Below are 26,211 nucleotides of genomic sequence, written 5' to 3' on the forward strand. Positions count from 1 at the left end.
TCACCGCGCCTCGGGCCGACTCTCCACCAACGGCACGCTGCTGCTGCACCGGCGCCTCGCCCGTGAGTACGACCACCGGCCCGACACCTCCGCCTCGCGCGTCTACTGGCCCTCCACCGCGAACATGACCCGCCGCCTCACCACGCCGAGTCCCCCCTGGCGTGACTCCCTGGGACTGGCCGCGTGAACGTCGCCGAACTTCTCGCCGGCCTCCAGGCCCAGCACGACGAGATCACCGCCCGAGCCGCAGAACTACGCGGTCGGATCGAGCACTTGACCGCTGCCCTGGCCGAGACCGAGGCCCGACTCGCGGACCTGGACACCGCCCGGAAGGTCATCGCGGAGGTCGCGCCGGCAGGAGCCGAACCCGGGCCCGCCCGAGACGGGCACCGCCTACCAGGCCATCGTGAACGCCTTCAACCAGCACCCTGACCAGGTATTCAGAGCCCGTGAGCTGCACGAACTCCTCGGCATGCCCACCGACGAGGCGACCGTCAACGTCACCCGCAGCCGCCTCGGACGCCTCGTCCGACAAGGCTTCCTCACTCAACCCGGACGAGGCCGCTACCAGAAACGGACTTAACGTCCACTTAAACAGGCCATCTACCACTTCAGAACCCGCTGCCAACCAACCCACCGACACAACCCCGACCATTCATTCGCCGAGTCCATGGGGCCCACTCTCCGCCGCATAGGTATCATATTGATACTAGTTTTGGATCCATACCAGGAGGAGTCCCTGTGGCGGACAAAGCACGGCCGGTGGTCTTCCGGCATGGGCAAGCGTTCCTGGCGGCGGTCTCGGAGCGCTGGAACTACCAGATCCTGCGCGAGGTCTTCTTCGGCGTCCACCGGTTCGGCGAACTCAAGCGCGGGCTGGGCATCTCGGCGACGATGCTCACGGCGCGGCTGAACCACCTCGCCGAGCTGGGCCTGCTGGAGAAGCACGCGTACCGGGAGGACAAGCCCTGGTACGAGTACCGGCTGACCGAGGGTGCGCGGGAGTTGGTGGTGCCGGCCGTCGTGGCGGTCACCCGCTGGGCGGAGAGCCGCGCCGACGGCGAGGCGATGCCGGCGCGGCCCCTGCTGCACACCTCCTGCGGATACGAGACAGAGCCCTATCTCGCCTGCAGTCACTGTCACCAGCCCATCGAAGCGGCCGATTTGCAGCCACTCCCGGCGAAGGCGGGAGTGAACACAGAGGAGATGACCGAGGAGACCGACGTCAAGTAGTCATCTTTTGCTACTACTTGCAGTACGCTACTGGTAGCGGCACTACTCGAACCTCGGGTGAGGAGTGACCATGTCACCGACGGACTGGCTCAACGACGTCACCGAGAAGCTGATACCGACATCCCTCGGCCTGCTGAACGTGCGGGTGGGCGGTCAGACCGACGGTCCGGCCATGGTCTTCTGGCCGAGTCTGATGATGGACGGCACCATGTGGCGCTTCCAGTACCAGCACTTCGCTCCCACGCACCGCGTGGTGCTCGTCGACAGCCCCGGACACGGCAGGTCCGACGCGCTACGGCGGATCATCGACCTCAAGGAATGCGCCGACGCGCTGGCCGAGGTCCTGGACGCGCTCGGCATCGACAGGTGCGTACTGGTGGGCAACAGCTGGGGCGGCATGCTGGCCGGGGTGTTCCCGGCGTACCACCCCGAGCGCACCGCCGCCGCCATAGGCATCAACTGCACCGCCTCGCTGCCCACGACATTCGAGAGCGTCTGGGCAACCGGACTGACCGCCTACCTCGCGATGCACGCGCGGATGCCGCGACTGGCCGCCAGGGCCGCGCGCTCGGCGTTCGCCGGACCGACCGCCCAAACCGAGAACCCCGAGTTCCTGGAGTACATCGACGTCGTGCTGGACAACGACCCCAAGTCCGTGGCCTGGGCGCTGCGCAGCATCCTCATCGGACGCAGGGACGAGCACCGACTGCTGGCGACCATTCCCGCCGGCATCCCTGTCCTGATCATCGCCGGCGAGGAGGACAGCCAGTTCCCCGTACACGCGGTGCGCAGGATGGCCGACGCCATCAAGGGCAGCACCTTCCGCGTGCTGCTGCACACCGGCCACCTGGCCGCACGGGAGAACCCGGACGAGGTCAACACGGCGATCGACGCCTTCCTCGCAGCCCGTCCCGTCGCCCGACCGGACGACGACACCAGAGAATCAGAGGAAGGAGGAGAACGATGACGCAGCGTGCCGCCCCCGCCCCGGTACCGAGATGGGTCGGACAGCTCATGCACGAGATCGACGCCCTCGATTTCGGCGAGGGCTTCGCCCGGATGACCGACGACACCGAGATGTTCTTCGGCACCGCCCACGTGATAGGTGCCGAGGCCATCAAAGCGTTCTTCGTCAAGATCGACGAGCCACTGCACATCGATCACACCGTCCTGGAGTGCTGGGACGCCCCCGGCGGAGTCCTGTTCCTGCGCGGCGAGGCCACCATGGCGAAGAAGACCGACCCGGACACCACCGCACGAGCTCCGTTCATGCACCTGTACCGCCTTGACGACAGCGGAAGGATCCGCACCATCCACATCACCGCCGGCCCGCTGCACACCGATGCCGTGATGTGAGACACGCGGACGATCGAGCCGACGCCGTCCGGCCGGGCGAAGCACGCCCGGGACACATGCCAAGGGCCGGCGCACGAACCCGGGAACGGCCATGTCAGTCGTGCGGTACGCCAGGCCGGAGTCCTTCTGGATCCTCCGTCTCCACAGCGCCATCTCCAGTGCGGCCTGCGGCAGTTCGGTCCGCATGTGACCTTCCCCTCGTAGCGTAGAGACCCTGGCTGCAGGGGAAGTTGAGGGTCATGGCAGGCAAGACGCGGCACCCTGCCCGAGCAACTATGGCGATCGCTGGCCTGGGACCGGGGCAAGGAGTTGTCGGCGCACGCCCAGTTCACGATTGAGACCGGCATCCCGGTCTACTTCGCCGATCCGCACAGCCCCTGGCAGCGCGGCACCAACGAGAACACGAACGGCCTGCTACGCCGATACCTCTGCCGCCGCCCCGTCCCACCTATTACGCAAAGGGGTCCGCTGGGCCGATGTGCCGACCGAACACGTCGGACACCGGTCCGGCTGTCAGGTGCGGCCGTACCGGCGGCTTCACGGCTCTGCCTGTCGAAAGCCCCGCCGACGCAGGCTCGGGGCAGGGACGGACGGAGTGTGCGGATCAGGTGGCCTGCGGCCAGGAACGCAGCTGGGAGGCGATCCGCGCGGTGGTACAGGCGGGATCCCGTAGCAGGTCACGCAAGGCCATCGCATCATCGCGGGTGGGTTTCACCGGGATGCCGGAGGCCTCCAGATACATGACGCCGGTCGCGGCGGCGACGGCCATGTTGGAGCGCTCCAGCCAGCGGCAGCGGCCGAGGATGTGCACCAGAGCGGCGGCACGGGCGTAGGGGCCGTCGTAGACGGCCTGCTCGAGCAGCTCGGCCCGGTGGCAGGCGACCGCGGCCACCGGCACCCCGTAGTCGTCGGGGGCCGGATCCCCGGCGCCCGCCAGCTCGGCGACCTGCAAGATCCAGGGGACGTCGATGTACAGATCCATTACGCGGCGTGCGCTCCCGGGGTATGGCGGTCGGCGTCTTCAGCTTCGTCGAAGACCCCCTGGTGCTCCGCGAGGAAGCGCTCCGCGGCGTCCAGTCCTCGCTGTCGCAGCCCGCCGGTGTCCTCCCGCACGAGGACCGCAATGTAGTCGCCGAGGCTCAGGCCGCGGTCAGCGGCACGGGCCTCGGCGAGTTGCTTGATCTCCGCATCGACGCGCGCGCCCAGCTGTGTCTTCGCCATCCCCTGATGGTAACAGCTGTTACCACTCGACGGGAGGCGTCCGACTGCCCGGCCGCGTCAAGAGGGGCTCGCGCTTCAGCGACCCGGCGCGGGAAGGCCCGGACTCCTACAACGTGCAACCCTCGCGACATCGCGAACGCCGAGCGTGCGATCCTCGCGACCGTGCTCTGCCCTGGCGGCACCCATGCCGCGGCCACTGCCCGCCGACCGGGTGTGCTGCCGCCGGCTGGGCGAGCGGGTGGGCCGAGAACGGCTGGGGCCGCTGGCCGCGACTGGCTACGGCGGCCCGCTGACATCCTGGATGGGCGCCGTCATCCGCATCCGCCGCGGTGCCGGCGGCTTGTCCGGATACGCCATGGCCAGCCAACTGCGGGTGCTCGGCAAGGAGAAGAAAGCGCCCGGCTCAGGAACGAAGCGGCGCGCGCGACGGTGCCGCCGAACAGCGGGCGCTCACCAGCAACCTCGACTTCATACGGCGCACCATGAGCGCCCGGTCCCCGGAGGACGTGGCCGAAAACGGTCCACCGACGGCCAGCCCACCCCTCGATCCGCACCACACGGACGTACAGGATGGCGGAATGAGTCCGAGTCTCCTGCCCATCGGCACCCCGGCCGAGCAAGGCGTCGACGCCACCGGCGTACACGCCTTCCTCGACGCCCTCGAAGCGGCCCCCGACATCGAACCGCACAGTGTGATACTCCTGCGGCACGACCGGCTCGTCGCCGCCGGCTGGTGGGCGCCGTACGCGCCGGAGCGCCCCCACCTGCTGTACTCACTCAGCAAGAGCTTCACCTCCACGGCCGCGGGCCTCGCCGCCGCCGAGGGTCTGCTGCGCCTCGACGACCCGGTGATCTCGTACTTCCCCGAGTTCGCGGCGGACATCACCGACCCGCGCAGCCGAGCCATGCGGGTACGACACGTGGCCGCCATGGCGAGCGGGCACACCGCGGACACGCTCGGCCGGGCCCGCGCGCTCGATCCCAAGGACCTGGTCCGAGGATTCCTACTGCTGCCTCCGGAGAGCGAGCCGGGGACGGTGTTCGCCTACAACCAGCCCGCCACGTTCACGCTCGCCGCGATCGTGCAGCGGGTCACGGGGCAGTCGCTGACCGACTACCTGCGGCCGAGGCTGCTGGATCCGCTGGGCATCGGCGAGGTGGCATGGCTGCGCGACCGCGGCGGTCGCGAGCTGGGCTTCAGCGGCCTGCACGCGACCACCGACGCCGTCGCCCGGCTCGGCCAGCTGTACCTGCGCGGCGGAGCGTGGCAGGGCAGGCAGCTGCTGCCGCAGGACTGGGTCGCCGATGCGACACGCGCCCACGTCGCGACCGGCGACGCAACGCCCGAGGCGGCGCGGTCGGACTGGCAGCAGGGCTACGGCCTGCAGTTCTGGATGTCCCGGCACGGCTACCGAGGCGACGGGGCGTACGGGCAGTTCTGCGTGGTGCTGCCCGAGCAGGACGCGGTGGTGGCGATCACGGCGCAGACCGTTCAGATGCAGGCCGTGCTTGACCTGGTCTGGGAGCACCTGCTGCCCGCCTTCGGTCCCCGGCCGCTGCTCGGCAGCGGCGACGCCGCCCTGGCCGAGCGGCTGGCACGGCTCGCCCTGCCCCCCGCTGCGGGCAGACCCGCTCCCCCGGCGCGGTCCGGCGACTGGGACGGAGCTGCGTTCACTCCGTACGGCGGTGACTGCCCGGACCAGCCGGGACTGACCGCGGCCGAGGCGGCGAAGGGCCCGCACGGGTGGACGCTCACCCTCACCGAGGACGGCGACCGGCTCGACCTGCCGCTCGGCGACGGCTGGACCGTGCACGAAGAGCCCGTACCCACCGCCGTGAGCGGCGGCTGGACCGGCACCGACACCCTGGCCGTCGACGTGGGCTTCCTGGAGACGCCGCACCACCTGCTGGTGACCTGTTCCCTCAGCGACCGGACGTTCTCAGCGCGCTGGCGAACGGGTCCTCTGCACGCAGGACCACTACGTGCGATGCGAGCCCCGGTGCGGTCGGATTGAGCCCGGCCGGAAGGACCGCTGGAAGGCGTCGGTGTCCTGGACCCACTGGTTCATGGAGATGTCCCGGTTCCCCGGCCAGGATGGTTCCAGCACGACGAGAAGCCGCAGGTGCCGCTGAGCAGGACACCACAGCCGAAGGTGTGCAGGCGGTGGCCGCCGGTACCCGTCAGCCACCCCATGCCGGCCGCCTTGTGCCCCTGGTACACCGTGGCCGGACAGCGCCGATACCCGCGGCTCCCTGCGGGACCTGCTGTGGGTGATGGCGCTGTGTGAAAAGAGTGCGGCTCTTCCTCAGTGAGCTGGTGAAGCCGTGCGCCGTTTGCCGTGCGTGTGCGGACGGCGGATCGTCGTGTCCCGAGACGTGGTCTAGCCTCGGCGTTTCGGTTGGGGTGATGAGACGTCGCTGTTCGTCTTGGTTCACTGCGCGCCGGCAGGACCGCATGTGGCTGCGCGAACAGAAGCTGAAAGCCGGGGTCGGTTTCAACTGAGCTGTGACCTGCCTTCAAGACGGCGGCAGCTCAGTGTTGAGCCTGTCAGCAGGAACTCGCTCGATGCGGGTCCAGCCACTCCAGCCGCGCTCCTCCAGAATCGCCAGCACCAGTTCGGCGCCCGGTGCGGACTCAAGCATGGTTGAGTCCATCAGGGCGACGAACTGATCGTCGAAACCGTCGGCACCCACCTCGCCGGCTTCCACGGCGCGAATCATCAGGCGCTCCAGGACGTCGGCGACCTCGACGATCCGTGGATCGCCGGCCCGCCAGTCGGGTTCCCCGGTGAAGAAGCTGTAGAGCCTCACCATGTCGGGGTCGTCCAGCTCCTCGTGTTTCCTGGCAATCACGGAGTCGATCAGGTGCGGCACCTGCGCGGCGATCATGATCCAGGCGTCCCGCTCCAGCTCGATATACCGCTCCCCGACGCCGAGACCGCGCAGCCGGTCGAGATAGTCCACGACGCTCTGTGGAAGCGCTAGGTGCTCTCCGGCGGCGAGCCGGGCGAGCCGGCTGCGGGTGTCCTGCAGCCGCCGGATCTCGGCGCGCAGATCCTTGTCGATCTCCTGGACACCGCCGGCGAACTCCTCCGGGCCGGCGTCGAGGAGTTCCTGCACCCTGGCCAGCGGCACGCCTGCATCAGCCAGGGTGCGGATCCGGATCAGTCGCACGACCGCGGCGGCGTTGTAGATCCGGTACCCGGACCGGTCGCGCTCGGGCTCGGGCAGCAGCCCGACCTTGTGGTAGTGGCGTACCGCCCGCACCGTCACCCCGGCGTAGGCCGCCAGCTGGCTGATGGTGAGCATGAGTCTCAGACTGCCTCAGGCGATCTTCCGGCGATAGGCGGCCATCGCGAAGACGTACGCGACGACGAGGATGCCGACGCACCAGGCGAGGGCGGTCCAGATGTCGTCGCCGACCGGCCGTTGGGCGAACAGGCTGCGGATCGTGTTGACGATCGACGTCACCGGCTGGTTCTCGGCGAACCAGCGCACCGGGCCGGGCATCGTCTTTGTGGGCACGAACGCCGAGCTGACGAACGGCAGGAAGATGAGCGGGTAGGCGAACGCGCCCGCTCCCTCGACCGACGACGCGGAGAGCCCGGGGATCACGGCGAGCCAGGTCAGCGCCAAGGTGAACAAGAGCAAGATGCCGGCGGCCGCGAGCCATGCCGACACTCCTGCTCCCGAGCGGAAGCCCATGAGCAGAGCGACGCCCACGACGAGCACGAGCGCGATCAGGTTGGCGACCAGAGAGGTGGCGACATGCGCCCACAGCACACCCGACCGCGCGATCGGCATGGACTGGAATCGCTCGAAGATCCCGCTCTTCACATCGGTGAACAGCCGGTACGCGGTGTAGGAGATGCCCGATGCGATGGTCATGAGCAGGATGCCGGGCAGCATGTAGTTCACGTACGAAACCGACCCGGTATCAATGGCGCCTCCGAACACGTAGACGAACATCAGCATCATGGCGACCGGCGTGATGACGGTCGTGATGATGGTGTCCATACTGCGTGTGACATGGCGCAGGGACCGCCCCGTGAGCGCGGCGGTGTCGCTGAGGAAGTACGCGGTCATCCTTGGCCCCCAGTTGTCGTGCGAGTGGCGTCGCTCTTTTCGCCGCCGCCGATGACCGAAAGGAAGATCTCCTCCAGAGTCGGCTGCTTCTCGACGTACTCGACCTTGGCCGGCGGGAAGAGCTGCTTGAGCTCGGCAAGGGTGCCGTTCACGATGATCCGACCCTGGTGGAGGATCGCAATCCGGTCGGCGAGCTGCTCAGCCTCGTCCAGGTACTGCGTGGTGAGCAGCACCGTCGTGCCGTACTCGGCGAGCTCCTTGACGGCATGCCACACCTCGATGCGCGCCTCGGGGTCGAGTCCGGCCGTCGGCTCGTCCAGGAAGATCACGGACGGATTTCCGATGAGGCTCATCGCGATGTCCAGCCGGCGGCGCATCCCACCCGAATACGTGGACACCTTCCGCGGGCCGGCGCCGGTCAGGGAGAAACGCCTCAGCAGGTCATCCGCGATCGCGTCCGGGTCCTTGAGGTGGCGCAGCCTGGCGACGAGTACAAGGTTCTCCCAACCGCTGAGGATCTCGTCGACGGCCGCGAACTGCCCGGTAAGGCTGATGGACTCCCGCACATTCGCCGGTTGCGTGGCGACGTCGAAGCCATGGACGCTGGCTGTCCCCGCGTCGGACTTCAGGAGCGTGGCGAGGATCCGTACGGTCGTGGTCTTGCCCGCCCCGTTGGAGCCGAGCAGGGCGAGGATGTTGCCCCGCGCTACCTCGAAGTCCACGCCGCGCAGCACTTCGAGCTTCCCGTACGACTTCTCCAGACCCCGTACGCGAATCGCCGGACCGGCGATCGTTTGGGCCGTCATGGTCATCTGCCTCCTTTGCGGAGCTGTTCCTCGCGTCTGCGAGGACGCCCCTGCCGGAAGGATGGAGGGTTGACCCAGCGTCAAGGTCAAGCCGGCTCCGACCGCGGCTTCCAGATCGCCGGCACCGATGTCCGGTCAAGCACTCTTCGTGACCCAGTAAGCCCCGTATCTCGCCAGCTATCGCGAACAAAACCGGCCAACCCGCGTGAACAGAAGGCCCGGGAGCAGCGAAACCGCCCAGCCTGAATCGCCAACAACCGCGAACGGTCACAACGGGAGTTGGCACCTGCGCACTTCGTTGGCACCTGGAGCAGCCAAGAGTGAGCGCTCTGAGTGCCGGAACCCAGGAGCCAGCCGGGGCCGGGTCAAAAGGCGATCTCGGCGACTACAGCAACCTGGTCGAGTTCATCCCGGACGGGCCGTACTCTGGCGAGCATGGCCCACGCGAAGACCGCCTATGTCTGCCTGCCCTGTCGGGCCTCCTACAAGCAGCCTTACCTCGGTGACCACGACCGGCTCTGCCCGCGCTGTGCCGAGCCGTTGATCCATGCGGGTTCGGCCTTCGCGCCGCCGCGGCGGCGCGACACCGCTGCCTGGCGGACCCTGTCGGTGCTCTTGAATGCCGGTGTCCGCTTCCACAAGAGTTGCTGTGGCGGCCCTGGCTATCGTCCGCGCACACTCAGCGAGGTGCGCGAGCGAATGGCATACGCGCGAAAGACCGGTGAACCGTTCGCGCGTGCATTGGTACGCCACGAGCTGCCGTAGCCCTCGGCGCAACAGAGCAGCCATACGTGTCCGGTCATCTGACTCGTCAGCTCGGTATGACCGGCCGCGGTGACCTTCCTCCCCATCCGGCACCGCACCTGCTTCCCGGCAAGGACGAGGGCTGCTCAGGCGAATAGTCCCACCCCACCCAGAAGTTTTTGTTCTTTCGATCTCTGATCGAGTGGTACGTCGAGGACCTCAGTGGACCAAGCATCCAGGGGGCCGAGGAACTCGCCCGCTGTCGGAACGCTCTCGGCCTGAAGAAGGACGCCGCTCTGGCCGACGACGTACTCGAAGCCCACCAGCCGTTCTTCAACGCCCGCCGCAAAGTCGTCCACGAACTCGACAGCGTCGACGCCGCCGGCAAGGGCACCCGCGGACGGCGCCACCGCGACATCGCGGCCGTCGGCGAGCAGTGTGGCGGCGCGCTGCAACCGCTGACCGCCTTCATCGCCCCCACCGCCCGGACCGTCCGTACGGTCCGCAAGTCCCTGGGCTGGAGCAACTCGTGACGATCATCCCCACGCGCGCGACGACCGCCGCTACCCGCTTCGTCGAGACGCTCGGTTCCAAGTCCACCCATCGACAGCGCCGGGCTTTCCTCGACGAGTACGTCGCCTGGGTCGAGGCCTACCGGCAGTGCGGCACCAGCAAGGTCACATCCGAGAACCTCTTGGACGAGGAGAACGCCCTCGCCTGACTCGCCGCTGCCAGTCGCGGCGCCACCCGACGCCGCCCCAGCCTGCACGGCCCCAACACCAGCGCTGCGTCAACTCATCGCCGCGCGCAGCAGTTCCGCCAACGCCTTCTGCCGCTGGTGCCGCCCAGCCCCTCGGCCTCCGGCCGCCGGCCCCGAGTTCGCCGAGCCACTCACCCCCACCGAGGCGCACCGCACGGTGCGCCTCCTCGCTGGCCGGCCCGCGCCCACGGAGCACCAACCGCCGCTCGCTGAGGTACGGCACGAGGGAGCCGGAGCAGCGCCTGTGCCGAAGTCGGCGAGCATGTGCCCCAGCGGCCTGAAGCAGTCGAAGACGATCACGAAAGCGGCGCGCCATTGCCCTTTTTGGTAGCACTTCGCACTAATCTCCCATCACTGTAAAAGTCGATCTTCACAGATCGCATTCACTCACTCCACGGAGATGACATGCGCAAGCTTCGCAACGTCGCCGTCCTGGTCGCCGCACTCGGCAGCATCGGCCTCGTCAGCGGAACGGCCTACGCGGGCGACGGCGGCAAGGGCGGCGAGCACGGGGACCACTTCGCCATCACCCAGAGCTCCCAGTGCAAATCGCACGACCTGAACGTCGACGTGCTCGGCGCGGTCGGCCTCATCAACGGCGCACTGGGCAACGCCCTCAACGGTGAGGGCAACCCGGGCGCCCAGCCCAGCCACCTCGGTTCGAGCATGGGCTGCAACAACAGCGCCTTCTGACCCGGGCACACAGCAGTCACTCCCGGGCCCCGGCACGCAACCCGCAACGGCAGTCTCCGGTATCCAACCACTGGCTGGATACCGGGGACTGCGGCTGTCCCAGCAACGCTCAGATCCCGACGGGCGGCCTCTTCCTGAACCCCTTGGGCAGCCCTGCCGTTGCGGAGCAGGCCACGACCGGCCCGGCGCCGACGGATCCGCCACCCACCGGCCGGCCGCTCCGAATCACCACGCGCCCACGGGCGGCCGCCAAGCAGTCCCGCCACGCCTGACACCGTGCGTGCCGTCCTCACCGGTGCGGGTCCTGCTCTCGTGCACGCATACGGTGCCGGCTCATGCGCTGCCCCGGCAGTCGCCCCCGGGCCCGTCCGCATCAACGTGTCCGGCGCCGGCACAGGACACGGCAATAGCTCCCATCAGCCCTGAGAGGGCGGCAGCCTTCCCCAAGTGAACATGCGCCAAGTGAACATGCGCCACCTTCCTCAACACCAAGGCCCGGGCGCGTGTGCCGGTGACCGGCGTGCGCCCGGGCCTGAAAAAGGTCGGAGCAGAATGCCGCAGCCCGCGTCCGGGCCGCCTTCAGCAGGAGTGTCACTCAGCACGCCGCGGAACAGACCGACGCGGCGCCGAACCGGAATGCCGAGTTCGTACGGTACGCATCAGGCTTCCCCGGAAAGCCGATGCACCCTCGCCGGCGCCAAAAAAAGGGGGGCGAGCCCCCAACGCGTCTTTACTCGTCGCCGTGGTGCTCGTCGCGACCCTGCTCGGACCCGGGGTGCCCATGCTCTGGCAGCGGGGCGTAGAAATCGGCGCCGGTGGCCACGGCGTTGGCCGCCGAGTTGGCCACAGCGGTGATCTGCGGAGGCACACCCTCACCGCCGGCAGCAGAGCTGACCCCCACACCGAGAACGGACAACCCCACAACCGCCGCCGCCACCACCGCGACGCGCTGGAACCAGCCCCAGCAGGCACCCACTACCCCCGCCCGCCGCCGACGCTTCACCTGGCGCTCGCTCCTGCCCCGCCGCTAGAAGTGCCCTGAAGATCTTGAAATCGCGCCCGGATTGCGTCACTTTAGGACGATTGACATTCAACGGCAATCTGGTGCGAGTCGGGCGGTCAGAGCAAGATCTTCATCAGCCTTCTAGGGCCTGTCTTCGGTCTTGATCATGTGGCGGGGCGGAAGCGGGCCCACTGGAGGCGTTCCGTCGGCCCGTCGCGGCGCGGAGTCGGGTGCCATCGTTACGGCTGTCCGAAAATAATAGCCATGGACATAGTATCCATGTAATCTATTGGGCATGAGCAAGGGTTCGCCGGGCCCCACGCCCGGTTTCCTGGTATGGCGGCTCGCCAACAAGTGGCGCGTCGCGGTCGATCGCGCGATGGCTCCACTGGGCCTCACCCACGCGCAGTACTCACTGCTCGCGTCACTGCACGGCATGCAGCGCGCCGGCGAGCGGCCCAGTCAGCGCCGACTCGCCGACCACACCGGCCTGGAGGCGCTGTATGTCTCGAAGCTGGCTCGCGCCCTGGAGTCGGCCGGTCTGATCGAGCGCGCCCGTGATCCCCGCGACCCGCGCGCCATGCAGCTCGCCCTCACCGAGCAGGGCCAGGCCGTCGTGCGGCAGGCCATCGTGGTGGTCCAGGAACTGCTTCAGCAGTTGCTCGAGCCGCTCGGCGGCCTCGACGCCCCGGGGACCCACGCGTTCACCGACCAGCTGACGACCCTGCTCGACGCACCTCTCGCTCCATCCGTACCGAACGACCAGAGCACTCAGGGGACAACACCATGACCACCACCGCATCCACCACCGAACCCGTCGCCAACGCCCGCGACCTCGCCCTGGCCCACTACGCCGCCCGCGGCGTCCTGGAGCACGTCCTGACCCGGCACGGCATCACGTTCCAGCAGCAGATCGCCCTGCGCACCGCCCTCACCGCCGACACCCCGCAGACACCGGACGATCTCGTCGCCCAGATCCAGGACTCCCTCAAGACCGATCCGGCCGACATCCGTACCACTCTCGACGCGCTGCTCGCCAAGCAACTGCTTGATACGGACGGCCCGCACCTTCGCCCCACGGACGCAGGGCGCAAGCTGATCGCCGCCGTCGGCGCGGAGACTGCCCCTGTCAGCGCCCGCATCTGGGGCGGAATACCCGCTGCGGACCTGACCGCCGCCGGCCGCGTCCTCGCCCTTGTCACCGAGCGCGCCAACGCGGAGCTTGCGGCGCTGACCGCCTGACCTCCCGACCGGTGCTGTCGGCCGCGCACGTGCGGCTGGCCGCCGAGGGCCTGGGTCAGCGAACGCACGGTGTGGCGGTGGCTGTCTTCCCCCGCCCGCGTCCCCGAACACCGCGGGCCCGAACCGTACGTGCTCAGCGAGACCGACCGCGAGGCGTACGCCCGACAAAGTCCCCACAGGGGTCGTGAGTCGGACGCCCATGTCCCGAGGGTGCGGCGGTCGACCACGTGGAGGCGCTGCTGTTTGGCGAAGTCCACGGCGGGCGCGGTCACCCGGCCATTCGTCACGACAGCCGCGATGTCGGTGCCGTGGACCTGCCGGGCGGTGCCGTTGAGGACCTGCGCGGCGGCCGCGCACACGGCGAACGTGTTGTTCGGACACCGGAAGTGCGGTTCGGCGGTCCCGGGCGGTGGCGGTGACACGGGTCCGTGGCAGTGTCCGCATTCGACCGGGGTTGTGGCGAGTATGTCGTCCCACTGCTGCGAGGTGTCGCTCACGTAGTTGGTCCTTCAGAGTGTCGCGGGGTCGGCGGAGACAGTGAGCGTTTTCAGCGTTGCCTCTCCAGGGTGAGGATGGCTTTGGCGATGATGGTCATGCGGTTTGGGCTGATGCGGGATCTGCGGAAGATCTGCCAGGACTTCAGTCGCGCCATGCCGCGTTCGACGGGAGCTCGGGTCTGGGCGAGGGCGCGGTTCACGGTGCGCTGGGTGGGGGTGAGTTCCCCGCCGTGCGGACGTCTCAGGCCAGTGGTGACGTGCAGGCCGGCACCGGTGTAGGCGCGGTCGGCGAGGATGGGGACACCCTGGCATTCGCAGATCCGGATGATCTTGTGGGTGCGGGCCGCGGTCAGGTCGTGGGTGCGGCCCGGCAGCGCGGGCGAGATCCACAGAACCTCGCCGATCGGATCGGTTACGACCTGGACGTACACGCCGTGGCGGCGGTGCTTGGCGGAGTAATCAGCGCGGCTTCCGCCGACGCGGTCGCACTCGGCGAGGGTGCCGTCCACAGGACGAACTCGGGACCGTACTCGCGCAGCGTCTTCAGCAGGCCCGGGGCCCGGTCGGCGAGCAGGCTCGTGACGGTGGTCACGTAGGCGTGGGCGGTGCCGACGGATATCCCGAAGCCGGCCGCGATCCGGGCGAGGGTGTCGTGGCGGTGCAAGTACACCAGCGCGACCAGTGCGCGCCGGTGCGGCGGGAGTTTGCAGCGCCTGTCACCCTCACGGGTGACGATGAGCATCGTGACCCACTCGACCAGGGTGTGCGGGAGGTCGAGTGCGGCCGGGTAGGGAACCAACAGGGCTCCTGTGCTGCTGAGTTGAGGCTACGGACACCTCCCTCAACGGCACGGGAACCCTGTGCGTTGCGCACCCCGCCCTCACGCCGGCTCCGTCCCCCGGTCGGCAGCCGCTCCGAAAAGGCTCGGTCAATCGTTTACTCAGACGGGAAGTTCGGTGATGCTGAGGGCGAAGTTCAAGTTCCCCACCCCGTGGTTGGCGAGGCCCACCGTGACCACGCCCGCTCCTTCCAGCCAGTGCGCCATTTTCAGGCCGCCGACGTCCAGCGAGCGCAGCCCGAGGCTCTCGATGAACGCCTCCACACTTGCCTTGGCCTGCGCGTTGTCGCCGGCAAGGAAGACGTCGGGCCGCCCCTTCTCCAGGACATGACGGAAGACGGTGTTGAACGCCTTCACCACACTGGCGCCGGCCGGGGCGGCCTTGGCGACTTCCTGCGCGATCGAGGTCTCCTCGCGGTGGGCCAGCCCGTCGAACGTGGAATTGAAGGGGTTGCTGATGTCGACGATGACCTTGCCCGCGAGAGCGTCTCCGTACTGGGCGACGGCCGGCACGACACCGTCGTACAACAGGGCCACGATGACGATGTCCCCGGCCGGAGCGGTCCCCCATTCTCCCGTCGTGGTGCCGCCGCCGAGCGCCTTGGCCAGGTCAGCGGCCTTGGACTGATTGCGGCCCATGACCTCGACGGTGTTGCCGCCCGCTATCGCCCGCGCTCCGATGGTGCGGGCCATGTTCCCGGTGCCGATGATGCTGATGTTGCTCATGAGCTGTCCTGCCCTGGTTGTGTGTTGTTCGGTTCAGATGGCGGTGGTGCCGCCGTCGGCGACGAGTTCCATGCCGTTGACGTAGCTGGAGTCGTCGGAGGCGAGGAAGAGCGCGGCGGTGGCGATCTCGTCGGGGCGGCCCATCTGGCCGCGGGGGATGAGGGACTCGAACTGGCGCTTGGTGGCCTCGTCGAAGAGTTCTTCCTGCTTGGCGGTGGCGACCTGGCCGGGGGTCAGGACGTTGACGCGGATGCGGCGGTCCTTGAGCTCGTTGAGCCAGATGCGGGCCCAGGCCTGCTGGACGGCCTTGCTGCCGGCGTAGACGCTCCAGCCGGGGAAGGCGCCGAGGGAGGCGTTGGAGCCGGTCATGAGGATGGAGCCGCCGTCGTTGAAGAGCGGAAGGGCCTTTTGGACGGTGAACAGGGTGCCGCGGGCATTGAGCCCGAACCAGGTGTCGAACTGGGCCTCGGTGATCTCGCCGAGCGGGGCGGGCTCGCCCCCTCCGGCGCTGGCCCACAGCACGTCGAGGCTGCCCTTCTCCCGCTTGACGGTGTCGTACAGGCGGTCCAGGTCGTCCAGGTCGGCGGCGTCGCCGTGGACGCCCGTGACGTTGCGGCCGATCTGCTTCACGGCCTCGTCCAGGGCGTCCTGACGGCGGCCGGTGATGAAGACGTGCGCTCCCTCGTCGACGAACAGCTTCGCGCCTGCCAGCGCCATGCCGGCGGTGCCGCCGGTGATGACCGCGACCTTGCCGTCGAGCTTTCCCATGGTCGTTCCCTTTGGGTCGGTGGTGCCGTGCGCACCTGGGATGACGATGTTATGTACACCGTCCTGTGTGCTTACGGTACGGGGCGGGTGGCCGGGACGCAAACTATGTACACCGGTCGTTACCCAGCTCGGGTAGCATGGACCCATGACGGAGTTGGAGAAGGGCCCCACGGGCCGGCGCCGCGGCCGGGGCGCCCGCGAGCGCATCCTCAGCGCGTCCCAGCGACTGTTCCGCGAGCAGGGCATCAACCGCACCGGCATGGACCAGCTCTGCGCCGCGGCCGAGGTGTCCAAGCGCACGGCCTACCAGCACTTCACCGGCAAGGACGAACTCGTCGCCGAGTACCTGCGCCGGTTCGACCCCTCCGTTCTGTCCGGCGTGTTCGACCGCACCGACCTCACGCCCCGACAACGGCTCCTCGCCGCCTTCGACATCCCCCCCACCACCCCCCTGTGCCCCTACATCGCCGCCGCCGTCGAACTCCACGACCCCCAGCACCCCGCATCCCAGTACGCACGCGACTACAAGAAAGCCGTCGCCGCGCGGCTCGCCGACACCGCCCGCGAAGCCGGCGCCGCCGACCCTGAACAGCTCGGCGAACAGCTCGCGCTGCTCATCGACGGCGCCGCGGCCCGCACCCGGGTCCTCAACGCCGACGCCTTCCCCACCGCCGCCGCCATCGCCGCCGTCCTCATCGACAACGCCATCCCCGCCACAGCCGGCGATGACCGACGACGGGAGGAAGTGTCGAGCTAACGTGGCACTCCCCCGGCCGGGCTGGACGCGCTGCTGGTCGCGGCTGCACCTGCTGGTACGCGACACCAGCCGCCCGGCACCGGGCCCGGACCTGCTGGCTTTTACGGAAATGCCGCTCGCCCACTGAAAGCCGCAGCAGAACCCGCCACGCGGACCGGCGCGCCCTGGAGAACCCGCCGACGTGGTCGGCCTGGTCCTGCTGGTCCCGCCCGCTGCCGTTGTGCTGAACAGCCTCAGCGCTCTACCGGACAGCCCAGCGGCACGGGAGCCCCGTCTGTTGCGGACCTACTTCGCCCCCACGCCGGCACCGTCACCCGAACAGTGGCCACGCTGAAAATGCTCAGTGAACAAAAGCAGTGAGCAGTCGGCGGCCCGGCAGGTCCTGACCGGCCGCAGGCATGCCCAGCACGATCAACTCCGTGGCCAGGGTGGGGATCTCTACCCTGCCACATGCCACGTTGGGCACTCCTTCGACGGTGAATGACAGGGGGCCGCTGATAAGGGCCAAGATCCCCTGTCCGGTGCTGGCATCCCCGATGATGGGAGCCTGTCCGGGGCAAGGCCGGGGAGGACATATGGCGGCGGAGGCTGGCACGTGGCAGGAGGAGCGGGTCGTGGGGCGGGTGTGGACGGTGCCTCTGGACCCTCACGGCCGACCGCAGGCACGGTAAGGCTCTCCTGCTCCCACCGGACCTGCGCGGACCAGCACTTGCCCAACGCCATGGAAGGCCGTAAGGCCGCAGTCGCACACGTCGACAGGCACCTGGCAGCCATCCGCGCGGGCGGCGGGCCGCGCGGCGAGGCAGGGTGCGGCTGCCGTGCCGCCGACTGCGCCTGGCACACCCCCGACCCCGGCACCCGCCCCGGACACCACGGCCGGACATGCCCGGCAGCCGCCGCGGCGGCGCGGTGTGCAGGTCCGGTGACCTTGACGGTGTACGCGGACCGGACAGGAAGGCTGTGGCGGATCGCGGAGATGTGCGCCAGGTGCGCGGCCGCCCTCCCTGGCTGCCGCGTCCTGGACACCGCCCCCGCCCGGACCACCCCGGCAGCGACTGACTTCACTGGTACGGACCCAAGCGACCGAATCAGCGGGGAAGCCGGCCTCGGAGCGAGAGCCGGCGGGCGGCACGGCGGAAGACAGCCTGACGGCGGTGTTCTCCGACCACGGCCCCTCCCCCGCCGCCGGTACTTCGTCGTCCCCACGCGCCGCACCGGTGTCGGTCCCCGGTGCCCGCGCCGCCTCACCGCGGCCGGCGTCCCGGCGGGCGAAGCGGTGGGGAAAGATCGCACAGCGAATCGTGCCGCACGACCTCGAGCCCGACGTGCTGCGGGTGGAACTCATCGAGCTCGGGTACGCGTTCCGCGCCTACCAGCAGCGGCCCGAGCCCGATCTCGCCCTGCTCGCCGAGCTCCACGAGCGCAAGGCCCGCGCCTTCCGTCTGTGGGCCGGCGTGTGCGGTGACGGCTCCTTGCGCCACGAGGCGACGCGCGCCGAGAAGGCCGCGCAGTCCACCCGCGAGATGCACACCAACCGAGTTGGGCAGCCCGTCGACGACACCGGTGCCAGCGACGGGCCGCTGGTGGAACGGCTGCTGACCCGCAAACATGCCGTGCAGCCCGCACCGTGCTGGACTACGCCCAGTCCCACGCCCCGAACCCGGAGCCGGAGGTCCGCCTCGCGGTGCTCCTGCTCACCCTGCGGGCTGCACGCGCCGGCACCGGGAACATCACCGGCCGGGACCTCACCGGCTGGCTCCCCGGCGACGCCGAGAAGGTGCTTCACCGTCTGGTCGGGGCGGACTGGCTGCGCCTGCCCCACACCGTCGCCGAGACGATGGCCTCCCAGCCCGAGGACCCCACCGCGTTCACCGTCCCCACGCTGCTGCCCGAGCATCCCCGCCCTTTCGCCTTCGGCAAGACCACCCGAGCCAGGATCTCCGGCTGGGCCCAGAAAGTCGTGGGCGACCGGAAGATCAGGAAGAAGAAACTGGGCGCCGCCACCCGGCTCCTGGCCCTGTACACCGCCGCCCGCACATGCCCCGACGGCCGCCTCGGACCCGCCGAGGACGGCGGACTCCCCCTGGACCGGGCCGCCGCGTTCAGCACCCTGCCACCCGAGCAGATTGCCGAGCACGCCAGCCTGCTGGTCGCCGCCGATCGGCTCACCGAAGCCGAAGCCGATACCGCGGCAGGAACACTGTGGGGGCAACTCTCCGAGTGCGTACTGGCGTTGGGAGGGCTGCTGTAGCAACCGGACCCGGCCATGACCCGCTCAGCCGGCGTGGGGCGCAGTCCCCTTGTCCGCGGCCTCCAGCACCTGCCTCCAGGAGGCGACGTCGGGTCTGCGGCGCAGCAGTACTCTGCGTTCGCGCGAGGTCATGCCGCCCCACACGCCCCACTCAAGATGGTTGTCGAGGGCATCGGCCAGGCACTCGGTGCGCACCGGGCATCCCGTGCAGACCGCTTTGGCCCGGTTCTGGCCGGCGCTGTCCGCGAACAGTTCGTCCGGGTCTGTCAACAGGCGGCAGGCGGCATCCTCACGCCAGTGAACCCTCGGACTCGGCATGTTTTCCATCCCTGCCCCTTCACGGCTCGGCGACGGCACCGAGCTTATTGCGCAGGTCATGCCCGCTGCGTGTGGGGCTGGGCTGACGGCAGTTGTGTGTCTCGATACCGGTGTTCCCACCGAAAACTGGCCAGGCCGTTCCTGCTCGACCGTATCGCCGAAGCCGAACGCGAGGGCTGGCTCGGCGAGGTCGCAGGACTCAGGGTCGGCCTCGCCGGAGCCGAGGCCGAGCTCGCACAACTCGACGCCCGAGCGGCGCAAGCTCGACGAGCAGTTGACCTCGGCATTCCTTCGTTCAGCGAGATCGCCACCCGAACTACTCGACCATGGCCCGCGCCGCGCTGCCGCCAGCGCGCGGCACCGCTAGCTTGGCGAGTTCGGTGTCGACTCCCGTCAGGCCAGATGGCTGGCGATCTCGAGGAGCTCTGCATTGGTGACATGAGGGTCGGCTGTGTTGATGACGAAGGTGTACGTGCCGGCGGACCAGATGACGGTGCGGTTGTCGGAGCCGTTGTCATCCAGGTCGCCAGGGTGGCCGTTGACGGTGACCTTGTGGCCGGAGATCTGAGTGCTGGTCAGTGCGTCGTGCGGTTGAGCAGTTACCCGCTGGAGGTCCCCGCGGCTCCTGGTCGGCGGAAGAGTACGCCGCCGCCAAACCTCCCCAGGGCACGGACGCCCGGGGCGTGATGGACCTCGGCAGCGACCAGTTCCTCGTGGTCACCGACACCACCACCCAGTGGCCGCGTCCTGGAGCGCCGCGCCCAGCCCTTCCCGGCAAGGCACGGCGCTCCACGCGTTTCCGCTCCTCCAACACCGAGCAGGAGGCTCTCTCTTGCGCCCGACGGGGCCGCTCGCATCACCAGTTCACGCGGGCGGAGTGGGCTGATGTGCCGGGACGAGCAGACGACATGGCAGAGCTTGTTCCTTGGCTCCGTTGTCCCCGTCTGGCTCTACCCGATACAGCTGGGCCTGAGGTGTGCGAGTCACCGTGTCCGTCAACTGACCGTCGGTGAAGAGGGCACCGACGCCGTCCTCCACTGCCCAGCCGGCCGGGAGAGCGTGGTTTGCCACGGCCGTCTGATACGACGATCGACGCCCTGGCTCACTGTCGTAGTGGGGGCAGACCGAGCCGGAGAGCACACCCAGCCCATCCGACAGGTGAGTCAGCGGGCCGAAAGAGTCGGTATGTGAGCTCTCGGCCCAGCAGTTGGCACCGGCGCTGATGCCGCACAGCAGGGTCCCGTGCTCGAAGGCCTCGCGCAGTAGTCGGTCCACGCCGTGCGCACGCCAGACCGCCAGCAGGTTCGCGGTGTTGCCCCCACCCACATACACGACGTCCTGAGAGAGCAGGAACGTTCGCAGGTCGTCGTCATCGAGGTCCCGCCGAAACAGCTGCAAGACACTGGGATCGCAGGAGCGTGCCTGGTATGCCGCGAGGAATTGCTCAACGTAGGCGGGGGCGTCGCCACTTGCTGTCGGAACGAAGCACACCTTGGGCCGTGGCGCACGCACCTGATCAAGCACCCAGTCATCCAGCAGACCATCGTCGTCGGTGGAGAAGCCGCCTCCAAGGAGGGCCAAACGACGTTCCGGAATGACAGCCACGAGGGTGCCTCCTCAGTTCACGATCCAGACGCGGACGATGTCCCGAACGGTGCCAAGCGATCGGCTCCGTTCGCAATCGAATAGGCCCTCCGCCGACGCGAAGTCCTCTCCACTCAGGACAAAACAGGGCCCAACCGCGGACCGAGAACGACGGCAAGCCCGTGATCCACTCCTTGGACAGTGTCTTGATCGGTGTCGGCTCATGACCGGGGGCCGGCCGCGTTACAGCTGATACCAGTCGTCGCCACCGGCTTGGAGCGAACGGCCGAGGTAGTCCTGCAGGTTGTTGGAGACCCATCGACGACTGTCGCTCTCGTGCTCCCAGACGAAGATGTCGGGACGCTCGGGCTTCTGCACGAAGGCGAACTGGTCGCCGCCTCCGTTGTCCCCGAAGAAGAGGAAGGCGTCGAACGTCATGTAGAGCTGCGCGAACGTCTGGTCGGACCAGAAGAGCAGGTTTGTCTCGACGATTTGGTCGATGGGCCAGACGGTGTCCACGTGGGTGCGCCCGATTACCCCGTTGCCTTCGAGGAGCAATTGCCGAAGCTCTGCCGGCAGCGTTCGCCTGAGTCGCGTCTCCGCCGCGACGAGATCGGATGCCTGGGCCGGTTCCCGGAAGCCCACGCCGGGAAAGATCGCTGTCGCTGCCTGTCTCCACATGATCCGGAGCCTAGCCAACCACCTCCAGGGCGCCTGTACTGCATCGGCGGTAGCAGATGAGCATGCTGGCGATGCCGACGAAGGCCAGGAAGTGTTCGGCCTTGCGCTCGTAGCGTCGGTGCATGGCGACGGCACCCGTTCAGCCAGGACATCGTGCGCTCAACCACCCAGCGGTGCCGGCCCAGGCGGCCTTCGGCTGGCGCAACCTCCAAACGCCGACTGAGGTGTTCGAGTCGGCAGCGGCGTACGACGATGTCTGGGGTTCATGAGCTGAATGGGCGGTTCACAGCCTTGATCATCACCCCGTTTCGGCAGGTCGATGCAGGTCATCGGTTGCATTTCGGGGCTTTGTCCACGACCTTGCCCGGGGCGGAGGGAGACGTGAGGAGGGAACGGAGGTCGACAACCCTGTAACCGCGGGCGGTGATCGCGTCGAGGATCCGTGGGAGGGCCTCAGCGTCGATCACCTCGGTGCGGCCCTCGGATGCCCCGACGTGCATCTGCAGGACCGCCCCTGGGCGCAGGGCCTGAAGCGCCCGGCGCACCGCGCGGTCCACGGTCATGCCGCCCTCGGTGCCCTTCCACCCGTTGGTGTCGGTGGTGAATTCGATGTCCGCGAATCCCAGTCCGTTGGCCTCCCTGATCTGCGCGGGGCTGGTCTCGCTGTAGGGGAACCGGAAGAACGGGGTCAGGGCTCCTCCTGCCCCGGCCGCGCGCAGGGCCCGGTCCGCTGCCAAGACTTCGCGACGTCTTCCGGCCGCGGTCAGGTCCTTGAAGTAGGGGTGGCTGTAGGAATGGTTGCCCAAGCCGTGTCCCGCGGTCGCGATCCTCCTCACTGCCTCGGGGTATCGGTGGGCGAAGTCGCCGGTCAGGAAGAACGTGGCGGGCGCGTGCCGGCGGGCGAGTTCGCCGAGGACGCGGTTCAGGCCGGCGTCGTTCCAGGCTGCGTTGAACGTCACCGCGACCACGGGCTCGCGCGTGCGGATCACGCGGTTCTCCGATCCGAACAGCGCCCGCAGGCCCGCTTGGTCCGCGGCAGCTGCCGGGCGCGGCGCGGCCGTCCCGGCGATCGCGGCCGGGGGCCTGGGTACCACCATCCACAGGGCGGCGGACAGCCCGATGGCCACCCGGAGCAGGCTGCGGGCCACAAGAGGGTGTGCAGCGAAGACGGAATGCGTTTCCATGCCACCGCCATCGGCCGACGGGAGCCTGCCCTTGAGAGGGAGGGGCCGGCGGCGGTTCCCGGGAGGGCGACGGGCGTGCGGGGCGTCCAGCCGGTGAGGGACGCGTTGAGCGGGAGTACTCCTGGCGTGTACTCCCACCATCCCGAATGCCGGGTACAGGGCGCTCGCCCTGCGGGCGAATACTGCAACTCTCGAATACCGACACTCCACCAGTGCCCGCACCCCGGCTACAACCCCTCGGTTCTCTTCCCCCCGCATCCCGCGCGCCGTCCTCACGCGCGGCGTCTTCTTACGACACCCGCACCCTGATCACGGCTGTGGATGCGAGTGGATGAGACCTGGCGCATGAGCTCAGTGGCAGGTGAGCCATGAAGCCAGGTGGACGGCGCGCAGCAGGAGGCTGGAGGTGGGCTCAGCGAGCCCGGCCCCATGGTGATTCCGGTCGGTCGAACCGGAGCCGGCCTCGGAGTCCTGCACGCTGCTGCAGTGCTGGTGGTGGGCGGGGACGAACAGTTCTCGCTGCAGTTCTTCCCGTGGCTGTCGGCCTGGGACAGCGAACCACTCAACGCCCGCCGTTCGGGACTGCTCCTGGCGTACCGCCCGCACCGACGCCCTCGTTCCTCACCGGGGCACTCCCGCTCGGCACTGCGGCGCCGACGGGATGGGGTGCGACGGGCATCGTGCGTACTGGGGGCCGGACGGGGCGCGCAGCCACGCCGTGCGGGCGGCGAGGGAGCCCAGCGCGAGGGAGGCCAGGTGGCCGACGTCCGCGAGCTCCTGGTCGTACAGCAGCGCGGCCGTCAGCGCCGCGGCGAGCAGCGGCAGGCCATAGCGGCGGAGCCGGCCGGCGGTGAGGGCGAGCAGGCAGGCGGTGGTCGTCACCAGACCGTAACTGATGCCCACGTCACGGGCCCGGGTGGGCACGCCTGGCAGATGGGCGACGTGCATCAGCCACAGGGCGCCCTCGGTGAGCAGAGTCGCGGTGAGGTGACCAAAGGCGAAGACTCCGCACGCGCGCAGTGTCCCCCAGCGCCACTCGGCGCATCCCAGGACCCCGGCCACCGCGGCGATACCGACCAGGGCCGGTACACCGTCGACCACCAGACCGCTCGTGAACAGGGTCCACCACTTGCCGACATCCAGGTGGTGCACGTTGCTGCTGTTGTGGCGCATGAAGCGGGCCCGTTCCGCCGCCGGTTGTCCCCTCAGCCACCAGGCGGTGAGCAGCAGGGCCGTCACGTATACGGCGGTGCCCGGCAGCCGCCGCCTCAACGTCTCCACAGCCCTCATTTCCCTGCTTTCGTACGCTTTTGATCGACGCTTGTCACCCGCGATCGGGCACTCAAGGGCGATGTGCCCGCCCTTCGCGGGAAGAGACCGTCAGCCACCGCGACCGGTTCCGACGGAGGCCAACATGAGAGGGGTTCTCACCAAGCGATGCTGTAGTAGGTCTCCGTTGGGTCCGCCCGGCATGCAAGCTCATGGGTCACGTCCGCGGGAGTGGTGTATCAACGGCCACTCGGTGATCTCGTTTTGAGGCTATGCGGTGAGTTCGGTCGGGAGGACGGTGTCGTCGATTTCTGACTCGATCGAGTGGAGGCGGGCCTTGGCGAGCAGGTCGAGGCCCATGTAGCGGCGGACCTCGGTCCACTCGTCGTTCTGCTCGGCCAGGACCGCGCCGACCAGGCGGATCAGGGCGGTGCGGTCGGGGAAGATGCCGACCACGTCGGTGCGGCGGCGGATCTCCTTGTTCAGCCGTTTCTGCGGGTTGTTCGACCAGATCTGCCGCCAGATCTCGCGCGGGAACGCGGTGAACGCCAGGACATCGCCCTGAGCGGCGTCCAAGTGCGCTGCGGCCTTGGGGAACTTGGCTTCCAGGGCGTCGAGGACGTGCCGCATCTGGGCCTGGACGGCGTCGGTGTCGGGCTGTTCGAAGACGGTCCGCAGCAATGTTGCGACCCATGGCTGGGCCGACTTGGGCACCTGGCTCAGCAGTGCGCGGGCGTAGTGAGTACGACATCGCTGCCAGCTCGCGCCGGGCAGGGTGGCGCCGATCGCGTTGACCAGGCCCATGTGCGCGTCGGAGAGGACCAGCTGGACGCCGGACAAGCCGCGGGCGATCAGCGAGCGCAGGAAGGCCAGCCAGCCGGCGCCGTCCTCGGCTGTGGCCACGTCCAGGCCGAGGATCTCGCGGTGCCCGTCGGCGTTGACGCCGACTGCGATCAGCGCGTGGACGTTGATGATCCGGCCGCCTTCGCGGACCTTCTGCGTCAGCGCGTCGACCCATACGAACGCGTAGGGTCCGGCATCCAGGGGGCGGTTACGGAAGGCTGTGACTTGTTCGTCCAGGTGCTTGGCCATCGCGCTGACCTGGGACTTCGACAGCTGGTGACGCCCAGGGACTCGGCGAGCTTCTCGGCTCGGCGGGTGGAGACGCCCAGCAGGTAGGCGGTGGCGACCACGCTGATGAGGGCCTGCTCGGCCCGCCGCCTGCGTTCCAGCAGCCAGTGCGGGAAGTAACTCCCGGACCTGAGCTTGGGGATGGCGAGCTCGACGGTGCCCGCCCGGGTGTCCCACTCACGCGGGCGGTATCCGTTGCGGTGGTTGACTCTCTCGTCGCTGACCTGGCCGTATTCGGCGTTGCAGAGGGCGTCCGCCTCCGCGGACATGAGTGCGTCGGCGAACGTCTTGACCATCGCGCGCATCAGATCGGGACTCGCCGCGGCGAGATTGTCTTCCGTGAGGGCGTGCAGGGGCAGACTGTCGGGTGCGGTCATCGTGCTGATCTCCTTCGGGCTTCGACACCTCGAAGATCAGCCGGTGGCCGTTCATCTATGCGGGCCTCATCCTGATGCCGGAGCAAACCCCCGGATCAGGTCGAACCCGTACACCACTTCCCTGGACGCAACCAGCTCATGGGTAGCCATCAGTCTGCGCACACTGCGACGTTCGTGCTGCCAGAGGTCGTGGCCGCGCGTCGGCGGTGGGCAGGGGTGGCGCGGGGTGCGGGGCGGGCCGGTGTGGCAGCGAAGCGGGTGTTCGGCCTGGCCTATGAGTGGTGTTCCGGTGGTGGGACCAGGCCCTGTACTGGGAACAGGAGAAGGTCTGGCCGCGCCGGCTGCACCAGGTCTCGGGCGGCAACGCAGGGAATGACCTGGACCGGTGGCGGAGCGTGGGACGCGAATCGGTGGTCTACCCGGAAGTGGTCGCCGTCGCAGAGGCCCTGCCCGAGCCAGGGACCGGCCGATCAGGTGTCGTGTCCGGAGCGGCTGGTGAACCGCCGGTGCCACCGATCCGCAGCGCCCGGGCGCAGCGCAGATGACGCCCTGGTGGGCGCGCACGGTGGCGGGGGCGGTTGGGGCCACTCCGCACACCGTGCGACCACCTGGCGTAGACCGCCGGAGCGGACGGCGCACTCATCGCGTCTCCCGCGAGGCCGATGTAGATCACATTGACCGGGACA

The 26,211-nt window shown here is 68.8% G+C and carries 27 protein-coding genes and 5 pseudogenes; 16 read left to right on the top strand and 16 right to left on the bottom strand.

The features are described from left to right. The 6 genes and pseudogenes from BIV23_RS42225 to BIV23_RS49365 form a co-directional block, all read left to right on the top strand. Positions 1–187: pseudogene (locus tag BIV23_RS42225) on the top strand (hypothetical protein); the annotation flags it as partial. Further along, complete coding sequence (locus BIV23_RS52900; RefSeq protein ID WP_245790915.1) at positions 184–432, top strand: hypothetical protein; 249 nt, start codon at positions 184–186, stop codon at positions 430–432. The pseudogene BIV23_RS42225 and the gene BIV23_RS52900, both read left to right, overlap by 4 nt. 309 nt (positions 433–741) lie before the next feature. Further along, entirely contained in the window at positions 742–1,233 is a 492-nt protein-coding gene (locus BIV23_RS42230; RefSeq protein WP_071386303.1) for a winged helix-turn-helix transcriptional regulator, read from the top strand. A gap of 70 nt (positions 1,234–1,303) precedes the next feature. After that, the gene (locus tag BIV23_RS42235; protein WP_071386304.1) at positions 1,304–2,200 is read left to right on the top strand and encodes an alpha/beta fold hydrolase; all 897 of its coding nucleotides are present in this window, start codon (positions 1,304–1,306) and stop codon (positions 2,198–2,200) included. Next, positions 2,197–2,589 (top strand): hypothetical protein, encoded by a 393-nt coding sequence (locus BIV23_RS42240; RefSeq protein WP_071386305.1) that lies wholly within the window; start codon positions 2,197–2,199, stop codon positions 2,587–2,589. The genes BIV23_RS42235 and BIV23_RS42240 overlap by 4 nt, the downstream gene beginning before the upstream one ends. Before the next feature lie 258 nt (positions 2,590–2,847). Continuing rightward, a pseudogene (locus BIV23_RS49365) lies at positions 2,848–3,015 on the top strand (IS30 family transposase); the annotation flags it as partial. Positions 3,016–3,193: 178 nt separating this feature from the next. Here the strand turns inward: BIV23_RS49365 and BIV23_RS42245 are convergent. Continuing rightward, on the bottom strand, positions 3,194–3,571 hold the full coding sequence (locus BIV23_RS42245) for a fic family toxin-antitoxin system, toxin component (protein ID WP_071386306.1): 378 nt from the start codon (positions 3,569–3,571) through the stop codon (positions 3,194–3,196). Next, positions 3,571–3,810: a hypothetical protein gene (locus BIV23_RS42250; RefSeq protein WP_071386307.1), complete on the bottom strand. Its 240-nt coding sequence runs from the start codon at positions 3,808–3,810 to the stop codon at positions 3,571–3,573. The genes BIV23_RS42245 and BIV23_RS42250 overlap by 1 nt, the downstream gene beginning before the upstream one ends. Before the next feature lie 578 nt (positions 3,811–4,388). Here BIV23_RS42250 and BIV23_RS42255 point away from each other — a divergent pair. Then, on the top strand, positions 4,389–5,825 hold the full coding sequence (locus tag BIV23_RS42255) for a serine hydrolase domain-containing protein (RefSeq protein WP_071386308.1): 1,437 nt from the start codon (positions 4,389–4,391) through the stop codon (positions 5,823–5,825). A 502-nt stretch (positions 5,826–6,327) separates the two neighbouring features. Here BIV23_RS42255 and BIV23_RS42260 read toward each other — a convergent pair. The 3 genes from BIV23_RS42260 to BIV23_RS42270 are packed head-to-tail and all read right to left on the bottom strand — an operon-like array spanning position 6,328 to position 8,702. After that, a complete protein-coding gene (locus BIV23_RS42260) occupies positions 6,328–7,119 on the bottom strand; it encodes a MerR family transcriptional regulator (protein ID WP_071386309.1) in 792 nt (263 codons plus the stop codon). 15 nt (positions 7,120–7,134) lie between these two features. Then, a complete protein-coding gene (locus BIV23_RS42265; RefSeq protein ID WP_071386310.1) occupies positions 7,135–7,896 on the bottom strand; it encodes an ABC transporter permease in 762 nt (253 codons plus the stop codon). After that, positions 7,893–8,702, bottom strand: coding sequence for an ABC transporter ATP-binding protein (locus BIV23_RS42270; RefSeq protein WP_071386322.1), 810 nt, complete (start codon positions 8,700–8,702; stop codon positions 7,893–7,895). The genes BIV23_RS42265 and BIV23_RS42270 overlap by 4 nt, the downstream gene beginning before the upstream one ends. Positions 8,703–9,137: 435 nt before the next feature. Here BIV23_RS42270 and BIV23_RS47865 point away from each other — a divergent pair, with 435 nt between their 5' ends. From BIV23_RS47865 to BIV23_RS54220, 7 genes are all read left to right on the top strand, one after another. Further along, positions 9,138–9,467 (top strand): deoxyxylulose-5-phosphate synthase, encoded by a 330-nt coding sequence (locus BIV23_RS47865; protein ID WP_079173756.1) that lies wholly within the window; start codon positions 9,138–9,140, stop codon positions 9,465–9,467. A gap of 158 nt (positions 9,468–9,625) precedes the next feature. Then, positions 9,626–9,979, top strand: coding sequence for a hypothetical protein (locus BIV23_RS42275; RefSeq protein ID WP_071386311.1), 354 nt, complete (start codon positions 9,626–9,628; stop codon positions 9,977–9,979). Further along, entirely contained in the window at positions 9,976–10,167 is a 192-nt protein-coding gene (locus tag BIV23_RS42280; protein WP_071386312.1) for a hypothetical protein, read from the top strand. The genes BIV23_RS42275 and BIV23_RS42280 overlap by 4 nt, the downstream gene beginning before the upstream one ends. A 444-nt stretch (positions 10,168–10,611) precedes the next feature. Continuing rightward, entirely contained in the window at positions 10,612–10,899 is a 288-nt protein-coding gene (locus tag BIV23_RS42285) for a hypothetical protein (protein ID WP_071386313.1), read from the top strand. A 1,298-nt stretch (positions 10,900–12,197) separates the two neighbouring features. Next, positions 12,198–12,692: a MarR family winged helix-turn-helix transcriptional regulator gene (locus BIV23_RS42295; RefSeq protein WP_071386315.1), complete on the top strand. Its 495-nt coding sequence runs from the start codon at positions 12,198–12,200 to the stop codon at positions 12,690–12,692. Next, a complete protein-coding gene (locus BIV23_RS42300) occupies positions 12,689–13,144 on the top strand; it encodes a MarR family transcriptional regulator (protein WP_071386316.1) in 456 nt (151 codons plus the stop codon). The genes BIV23_RS42295 and BIV23_RS42300 overlap by 4 nt, the downstream gene beginning before the upstream one ends. 227 nt (positions 13,145–13,371) lie before the next feature. After that, positions 13,372–13,563, top strand: coding sequence for a hypothetical protein (locus tag BIV23_RS54220; protein ID WP_177240237.1), 192 nt, complete (start codon positions 13,372–13,374; stop codon positions 13,561–13,563). A gap of 128 nt (positions 13,564–13,691) precedes the next feature. On the opposite strand, the pseudogene BIV23_RS42305 reads toward BIV23_RS54220, so the two are convergent. The 3 genes and pseudogenes from BIV23_RS42305 to BIV23_RS42315 all read right to left on the bottom strand — a co-directional run bounded on the left by BIV23_RS42305 (position 13,692) and on the right by BIV23_RS42315 (position 15,973). Further along, positions 13,692–14,440: pseudogene (locus tag BIV23_RS42305) on the bottom strand (transposase). A gap of 141 nt (positions 14,441–14,581) precedes the next feature. Beyond that, positions 14,582–15,205, bottom strand: a complete 624-nt coding sequence (locus BIV23_RS42310) for an NADPH-dependent F420 reductase (RefSeq protein ID WP_071386317.1) — start codon at positions 15,203–15,205, stop codon at positions 14,582–14,584. A gap of 33 nt (positions 15,206–15,238) precedes the next feature. After that, complete coding sequence (locus BIV23_RS42315; protein ID WP_071386318.1) at positions 15,239–15,973, bottom strand: SDR family NAD(P)-dependent oxidoreductase; 735 nt, start codon at positions 15,971–15,973, stop codon at positions 15,239–15,241. A gap of 145 nt (positions 15,974–16,118) precedes the next feature. On the opposite strand from BIV23_RS42315, the gene BIV23_RS42320 reads away from it, so the two are divergent. Further along, positions 16,119–16,730 carry a TetR/AcrR family transcriptional regulator gene (locus tag BIV23_RS42320; RefSeq protein ID WP_071386319.1) on the top strand — a complete coding sequence of 204 codons (612 nt, stop codon included), beginning with the start codon at positions 16,119–16,121 and terminating at the stop codon, positions 16,728–16,730. Between the two features lie 1,244 nt (positions 16,731–17,974). Here BIV23_RS42320 and BIV23_RS52910 read toward each other — a convergent pair. Next, positions 17,975–18,340 (bottom strand): hypothetical protein, encoded by a 366-nt coding sequence (locus BIV23_RS52910; protein ID WP_245790916.1) that lies wholly within the window; start codon positions 18,338–18,340, stop codon positions 17,975–17,977. Between the two features lie 17 nt (positions 18,341–18,357). Between BIV23_RS52910 and BIV23_RS52915 the strand changes: the two genes are divergently transcribed. Beyond that, positions 18,358–18,981 carry a hypothetical protein gene (locus BIV23_RS52915; RefSeq protein ID WP_245790917.1) on the top strand — a complete coding sequence of 208 codons (624 nt, stop codon included), beginning with the start codon at positions 18,358–18,360 and terminating at the stop codon, positions 18,979–18,981. Positions 18,982–19,005: 24 nt separating this feature from the next. Here the strand turns inward: BIV23_RS52915 and BIV23_RS42330 are convergent, their stop codons facing one another. The 7 genes and pseudogenes from BIV23_RS42330 to BIV23_RS42360 all read right to left on the bottom strand — a co-directional run bounded on the left by BIV23_RS42330 (position 19,006) and on the right by BIV23_RS42360 (position 25,525). Then, complete coding sequence (locus BIV23_RS42330; RefSeq protein ID WP_071386320.1) at positions 19,006–19,299, bottom strand: WhiB family transcriptional regulator; 294 nt, start codon at positions 19,297–19,299, stop codon at positions 19,006–19,008. A gap of 864 nt (positions 19,300–20,163) precedes the next feature. Then, the gene (locus BIV23_RS42335; RefSeq protein ID WP_071386321.1) at positions 20,164–20,904 is read right to left on the bottom strand and encodes a Type 1 glutamine amidotransferase-like domain-containing protein; all 741 of its coding nucleotides are present in this window, start codon (positions 20,902–20,904) and stop codon (positions 20,164–20,166) included. 222 nt (positions 20,905–21,126) lie between these two features. Next, positions 21,127–21,564, bottom strand: coding sequence for an SMI1/KNR4 family protein (locus BIV23_RS42340; RefSeq protein ID WP_071386323.1), 438 nt, complete (start codon positions 21,562–21,564; stop codon positions 21,127–21,129). A 10-nt stretch (positions 21,565–21,574) separates the two neighbouring features. Then, positions 21,575–21,749, bottom strand: a pseudogene (locus BIV23_RS49985) (transposase); the annotation flags it as partial. A gap of 141 nt (positions 21,750–21,890) precedes the next feature. Beyond that, positions 21,891–22,748 carry a polysaccharide deacetylase family protein gene (locus tag BIV23_RS42350; RefSeq protein ID WP_245790918.1) on the bottom strand — a complete coding sequence of 286 codons (858 nt, stop codon included), beginning with the start codon at positions 22,746–22,748 and terminating at the stop codon, positions 21,891–21,893. A gap of 621 nt (positions 22,749–23,369) precedes the next feature. Continuing rightward, positions 23,370–24,029: a rhomboid-like protein gene (locus tag BIV23_RS42355; protein WP_245790919.1), complete on the bottom strand. Its 660-nt coding sequence runs from the start codon at positions 24,027–24,029 to the stop codon at positions 23,370–23,372. A gap of 258 nt (positions 24,030–24,287) precedes the next feature. Further along, positions 24,288–25,525: pseudogene (locus BIV23_RS42360) on the bottom strand (IS256 family transposase). Positions 25,526–26,211: the final 686 nt, after the last annotated feature.

The sequence above is a fragment of the Streptomyces monashensis genome, from assembly GCF_001866665.1.
Classification (GTDB): domain Bacteria; phylum Actinomycetota; class Actinomycetes; order Streptomycetales; family Streptomycetaceae; genus Streptomyces; species Streptomyces monashensis.

Excerpts from the sequence above, each read along its gene's own strand:
- BIV23_RS42235 (WP_071386304.1), top strand. The coding sequence starts at position 1,304 with ATGTCACCGACGGACTGGCTCAACGACGTCACCGAGAAGCTGATACCG.
- BIV23_RS42240 (WP_071386305.1), top strand. The coding sequence starts at position 2,197 with ATGACGCAGCGTGCCGCCCCCGCCCCGGTACCGAGATGGGTCGGACAG.
- BIV23_RS42245 (WP_071386306.1), bottom strand. The coding sequence starts at position 3,571 with ATGGATCTGTACATCGACGTCCCCTGGATCTTGCAGGTCGCCGAGCTG.
- BIV23_RS42250 (WP_071386307.1), bottom strand. The coding sequence starts at position 3,810 with ATGGCGAAGACACAGCTGGGCGCGCGCGTCGATGCGGAGATCAAGCAA.
- BIV23_RS42255 (WP_071386308.1), top strand. The coding sequence starts at position 4,389 with ATGAGTCCGAGTCTCCTGCCCATCGGCACCCCGGCCGAGCAAGGCGTC.
- BIV23_RS42260 (WP_071386309.1), bottom strand. The coding sequence starts at position 7,119 with ATGCTCACCATCAGCCAGCTGGCGGCCTACGCCGGGGTGACGGTGCGG.
- BIV23_RS42265 (WP_071386310.1), bottom strand. The coding sequence starts at position 7,896 with ATGACCGCGTACTTCCTCAGCGACACCGCCGCGCTCACGGGGCGGTCC.
- BIV23_RS42270 (WP_071386322.1), bottom strand. The coding sequence starts at position 8,702 with ATGACGGCCCAAACGATCGCCGGTCCGGCGATTCGCGTACGGGGTCTG.
- BIV23_RS47865 (WP_079173756.1), top strand. The coding sequence starts at position 9,138 with ATGGCCCACGCGAAGACCGCCTATGTCTGCCTGCCCTGTCGGGCCTCC.
- BIV23_RS42285 (WP_071386313.1), top strand. The coding sequence starts at position 10,612 with ATGCGCAAGCTTCGCAACGTCGCCGTCCTGGTCGCCGCACTCGGCAGC.
- BIV23_RS42295 (WP_071386315.1), top strand. The coding sequence starts at position 12,198 with ATGAGCAAGGGTTCGCCGGGCCCCACGCCCGGTTTCCTGGTATGGCGG.
- BIV23_RS42300 (WP_071386316.1), top strand. The coding sequence starts at position 12,689 with ATGACCACCACCGCATCCACCACCGAACCCGTCGCCAACGCCCGCGAC.
- BIV23_RS42310 (WP_071386317.1), bottom strand. The coding sequence starts at position 15,205 with ATGAGCAACATCAGCATCATCGGCACCGGGAACATGGCCCGCACCATC.
- BIV23_RS42315 (WP_071386318.1), bottom strand. The coding sequence starts at position 15,973 with ATGGGAAAGCTCGACGGCAAGGTCGCGGTCATCACCGGCGGCACCGCC.
- BIV23_RS42320 (WP_071386319.1), top strand. The coding sequence starts at position 16,119 with ATGACGGAGTTGGAGAAGGGCCCCACGGGCCGGCGCCGCGGCCGGGGC.
- BIV23_RS52910 (WP_245790916.1), bottom strand. The coding sequence starts at position 18,340 with ATGTTTGCGGGTCAGCAGCCGTTCCACCAGCGGCCCGTCGCTGGCACC.
- BIV23_RS42330 (WP_071386320.1), bottom strand. The coding sequence starts at position 19,299 with ATGCCGAGTCCGAGGGTTCACTGGCGTGAGGATGCCGCCTGCCGCCTG.
- BIV23_RS42340 (WP_071386323.1), bottom strand. The coding sequence starts at position 21,564 with ATGTGGAGACAGGCAGCGACAGCGATCTTTCCCGGCGTGGGCTTCCGG.
- BIV23_RS42350 (WP_245790918.1), bottom strand. The coding sequence starts at position 22,748 with ATGGAAACGCATTCCGTCTTCGCTGCACACCCTCTTGTGGCCCGCAGC.